At 38.3% G+C, this 5,229-nt stretch carries 3 protein-coding genes; 1 reads left to right on the top strand and 2 read right to left on the bottom strand.

Going from position 1 to position 5,229, the window contains the following annotated elements:
- Nucleotides 1-116: 116 nt before the first annotated feature.
- A complete protein-coding gene (locus ACT3RM_RS16820; protein WP_441835757.1) occupies nucleotides 117-2,372 on the bottom strand; it encodes a polysaccharide lyase 6 family protein in 2,256 nt (751 codons plus the stop codon).
- A 447-nt stretch (nucleotides 2,373-2,819) separates the two neighbouring features.
- On the opposite strand from ACT3RM_RS16820, the gene ACT3RM_RS16815 reads away from it, so the two are divergent.
- Entirely contained in the window at nucleotides 2,820-3,560 is a 741-nt protein-coding gene (locus tag ACT3RM_RS16815) for a FadR/GntR family transcriptional regulator (protein WP_441835753.1), read from the top strand.
- 189 nt (nucleotides 3,561-3,749) lie between these two features.
- On the opposite strand, the gene ACT3RM_RS16810 is transcribed toward ACT3RM_RS16815, so the two are convergent.
- Nucleotides 3,750-4,937 (bottom strand): iron-containing alcohol dehydrogenase, encoded by a 1,188-nt coding sequence (locus ACT3RM_RS16810; protein WP_441835754.1) that lies wholly within the window; start codon nucleotides 4,935-4,937, stop codon nucleotides 3,750-3,752.
- Nucleotides 4,938-5,229 lie beyond the last annotated feature (292 nt).

Here is a 5,229-nt window from a genome sequence, read left to right as displayed (position 1 = left end):
ATTAGGATGCTCATTTGCAGCTACCTGCGCACTTGAAAACATAGCGGCGGTAGTTACTGTTAATAACCATTTATTTACTAATTTTTGTTTACGATTCATTATAACGTCGATGTATTTCATGGCTTTTTACTCTCAGCATTTTTTGTCGCAACAAGCTCTATAATGCTCGGCTTAGCCGTACCATCGTATGTATTATTGCTAATCTGCGTTTTTGGCTCACCAACAGTGTGTTCAACAAGAATAGCTGCCGTATCATTGAAGGTATTGTTTTTAATATTGCTCACTTGCACACCATGTAACCATGCTAATGTGCCGTGTTTATTACGCTTTCCAAGGCTGACTTTATTAAAGTTATTTTCCTGTAAGTTAAAGTGCGGCCCAAATGTACTCTCGTCTGTACCACCACGATAAATATTTGCAATGGCTCCTTGAACATTCTCAAATTGGTTATGATATACGTTGATATATTCAGCATTATATATACCTAAATCATCACGCTCTTTATCAAGACGTAAAATATCACCCGTTATATTACTAAATTGACTATTGATGATGCTGATATCATCTGCGAATGCACCACTACCAGAATCAAAAAAGTGGAATGAATGGTTAATATCAAGGTTTTTAACATTCACCGTATCTAACTCTAAACGGTAATTGATATACATACCCCACTTAGCTGTGCGAATTGCAGTATTTCCTGCTGAGTCAGGGCTATTTTTACCTGTAATATTCAGGCCAACTAACTTTAATGAACCGCCATTATTAATTTCAAATAACGTAGAACGAGAAAATGACAATTCTACACTCCCCACTTTTTGCGCTCGCAGGGTTAAGGTTTTATCAATATTTGCGATTTTCATCAGGTTATATTCACCTGGCTGCAAGACTAAAATATCACCATCTTTAGCGTCGTTGATTGCTGAAAACAATGCACCTTCAGCACTATTAACTACTTTACTTTCACCGCTATCAAACTCAGTAAATGTTGGCTTTTTCTCGTACCAGCTAGGGCCAGTTTGTGCTTTAACGGTTGGTTTTAAATCGGCCGATATACCATGTTTCTTTGTAGCATTCTGTGGGTACATTAAGCCATTTTCAGCCCGTTGCATGGTGACTTTTTTTGTAATGAAGCCAGAGTCAGTTAATGGTTCTACTGACTTGTTAAGTAGGTTATTACTAAACTTTATTCCGCTGATATCGTCAAACGCGGTGAAGACATCTGTCGCCTTATCGTTATAAATAAGGTTATCACGCATTACACTATTAACGGGTACGGCTGAACGCTCTTGATCACTTCCTGCCGCTAATTGCACATGACTAACATTGACGAGTGTATTATTTTCTATCGTTGCATTATCGACTTGGTGATAACGGTTAATAGTTGAATTAGGAACGCCATTCATCACAGTTAAACCACTACCAAAACGATAACCTGTTAACCCTTCTAAGTAGTTATTGCGAACAATTTGGTCTTTATTAATTACGCGAATACCGCCAGTGTGATCAACACCATTACCAAAGAAAACATTATTTTCAACAATATTGCCATTACCATGGCGTAACGTTAATGTTCCTCTTGATTCAAAAAAAGTGTTGTTTCTGAGCTTATTTTTACCCGATTTCACAGATATGATTTCGACTTCACCATCACAACGCTCAAAATAGTTGTTTTCAACCACAGTTAATGAATCGGTCAGTGAGTAATGGCTAGTACCAATACGTAATGTTTCACCACCATTAGAGCCAAACACTGGGCGTGGACCAAAATAGTTATGATCGATGCTATGATTGTTTTGCTGACTTTGCTCTGAATCTAAGCGCACAGCCATGGTTACGCCTTTATTACGTTTACCGGCTAAATAACTATGGTCAAATCGATTATTCTTTCCATAAAGAGCAACCCAATAATCTGATTCTTGTTTGTCAGGGTTGCTATAGTTATCTATTACTACTTCGGTCACACGTGAGTTGTTGGCATATTCTTTTTTGTTTCTTCTAAATGATATAACGGCGCCAGTCGGTGTATAACCATCTTTAAAAACCAACCCTTTAACAACTAAGTGTTCTCCCGCTAAACGTAAATTAGATAAACCAGATAAAATCACCTTACCACTTGTTTGAGCCTCTAAAGTAATTGGTTTATTTTTACTGCCTTGGCCGCTGAATATAATTTCAAAATCACGCCACACGCCATCTTTTAAATTCACCACATCACCAGGCGCTAACTTTTTAGCTACCTGCTCATACTCTTCAGCAGAAGACACAGTGTAATCTGCTGCAATAGCCCATTGGCTAACCGATAGTGATGACAGCAATGTAATCACTTTAAAAGTATTTATAAATCGTCTACCTTTTAAGGCAGTGCCCATTAAAGCAAAAGCTTTAATTTGAGCACGACAGTTTCCTATGACCATATTTTGTAGCGAAGTTTCCTCGCGTGTCATTTTTTTACTGCCATGCAGGTGTATTTGTTGCTTTAGCATTTTACCAATCGTATTTATTATCATGTGTGTGTTCCTAATGCTGTGTTTTATCTTTATTCGTAATTAGGCAGGTTTCCCAACCAACATTGCGCAACACTTCCTGAATAAAAATATAACAAGAAGAAACATGAAAATAACACGAGCAAACTTACCAATCAAGATGACCAATTAATTTAATTTAAAATAAATTGGTCATACACATTGAAAATAATTAATTTCACTACTATTTTTTGATACTATTATGTTTATGCATTTTTGACACAGAGGTTACATTTACTGTAATCTTTGGTCTTAACATTTGGTCTACTTAAATTAGCCAACAAAGGTACTAAAATGGGAAACCGTCGTTTATTTTGGCGTATTGTTGATAAAGTTGAATCGTTGATAAATCAAGGTGAGTTTTCGCCAGGAAGTCGCTTACCACCAGAACGCGAACTTGCAGAAATGTTTGATGTGAGCCGCCCCACTATTCGTGAAGCGATTATTGCACTAGAAGTGCGTGGTAAAGTTGAAGTAAAAACTGGCTCCGGGGTTTATGTAATAGAAACACCAGAACCACCAATTAAATCAAAAGATATTAGTGCATTTGAATTAACTCAAGCGCGCGCACTTATTGAGGGTGAAATAGCAGCCCTTGCTGCGCAAAGTATTACTGATGATGAGTTAGCTCAAATGGAAAAAACCCTTCAAGCCATGACTAAAGGGCAATACGCTGAACAGGCTGATCGGGAATTTCACGAAATTATTGCTCGCTCGACTCGCAATAAAGCGCTTGAATTTGCCTTAGCCAATTTATGGGATTTACGTTTAACTAATCCGCTAATTATTGCTGACTATAACAGTGTCTGTCATAATAATAATGAGTGTGTGATGGCAGAACATACGGCTATATACCAAGCGCTACTTAATCATGATGCCAATGCTGCACGTTCAGCTATGCACCAACACTTCAACCGTTTGATCAATGCACTATTTGACGCAGTTGAAGCACGTGCACTAGAAGAGATAAAACGTAAAAACAGTGAGAAACGTGGCCTTTATTCACTCGATGGTCTAGTTAAAACCAGCCTTTAATCTAACAATGAGTGTTATTAACCGCGTTCAAAGATAATTTAAACCCGACCATTTAAAACACTCTAAGATATAGAAAGAAAAAACCCCCTAGCGGGGGTTTGGTTTCCTCGTACTATCAGTATTGTGAAAAGGGTTTAATGTGAGAGGAACCCTTAAAACAATCTATAGTATGTGCAAGAATCTTGTTAACTACTTACATAAGTTATAAATATCAATAACATCTTGTTTTGTGATGCTGCGAGTTCCTAATTCAGCACGCTCACCAGAGTTTGCATGTAAACGCATGACATCTTCAGCCATCAATTCAAATTTTTCATCTGGAATACCCACATCCCCTAGCGTTAAATAAGAGTGTGTACTTTTAAACCACCTTGCAACTTCACCGGATAACATGGCTGCGGCTTTAATGTCATCTTGCTCTGTTACGCCAAAGCAACGTCTGGCTAATTTAGCCCAGCGCTGAGGTAAAACATCTGCAAAAAACGCTAAATAAGCTACGATGATCACCACCATACCTCTACCATAAGGCAGGTCATAACGTGCGCTTAGCGGCATTTCAAGGTACTGTAATGGCACTTTACTTAACCTGCCTAAAGCTTGCACGCCAGACCATGCAAAAATGGAACATAACGCCAATTGGCCACGTACTTCATTATTATCTATGTCATATATAATTTTTTCGGTGCTGTCTTTCAAACACAAGATCATGCTTTCAGTGAGTCTGTCAGCAAATTCAGATTCATTAGGGCTTGCTAAGTAATGCTCTAATAAACTCGAAAATATACTTATACAGCTGTCTTGAGTTAAACGCAGTGGTACTGAAGCCTGAATAGCAGGGTCAATAATTGCCACTTTTGGGAAAAACACATCTGAGCGCGTAACCCCTTTTTCTTGCGAATGAGAATTAACCACAACGCTATTGCAATTAACCTCTGAACCAACGGCTGCAATACTGGGTATCGCGATGAGTGGATATGCACCACCGTACTGCTGCGAGGTATTATTAGCACTCAGTACATAGTCCCAGCATTTTCCTCCTGAAAAAGCCGTAGCAGCTATATATTTAGCAGCATCAATCACACTGCCACCACCCAACGCGATAACGAGATCGCAATGGTTACTGACAAATAATGAAGTGGCTTTATCAATGGTTTTAGAACGAGGGTTAGACTCAATTTGAGCGAATATAATAGATTCAACCCCTGCATCCTTTAGTGACTTTTCTATTGTAACAAGCGTGCTATCAAGGCCATTACCACGAAGGTAAGTAACAATCATTGCTTTATGACCATATTGCGCTGATCGCTGGCCTACCTCACTCACACGACCGGGGCCATATACTAGCTTGGTAGGAAAGTGCCACTCAAATGGATTCATTTGAATTTTCTCGATAATTTTAGCTGCAACAGGCAATGATTCAGCATTGGCACCTACTTTTTATATTTATAAAATGAGCAACAGTCACAAACCAGCTAACGACAACTGGTAAACCAAGATGTAAGACACAGGTTAATAATTAAGTTAAATATTGTCAACCAATAATTGACAGCGCTATTACCAATGTTATAAATATACAAATGAAGCGGGCTAGCTTTTTGAAGTATTCACACTATTTTTGCACGATTACCGGTTAAGTATTAAGTCATAGGAAGGATTAAAATCGTTGAAC

It is taken from the genome of Pseudoalteromonas sp. AOP7-A1-14, assembly GCF_052376275.1.
Classification (GTDB): Bacteria; Pseudomonadota; Gammaproteobacteria; order Enterobacterales; family Alteromonadaceae; genus Pseudoalteromonas.
This window is presented reverse-complemented; position numbering and strand designations above follow the sequence as displayed.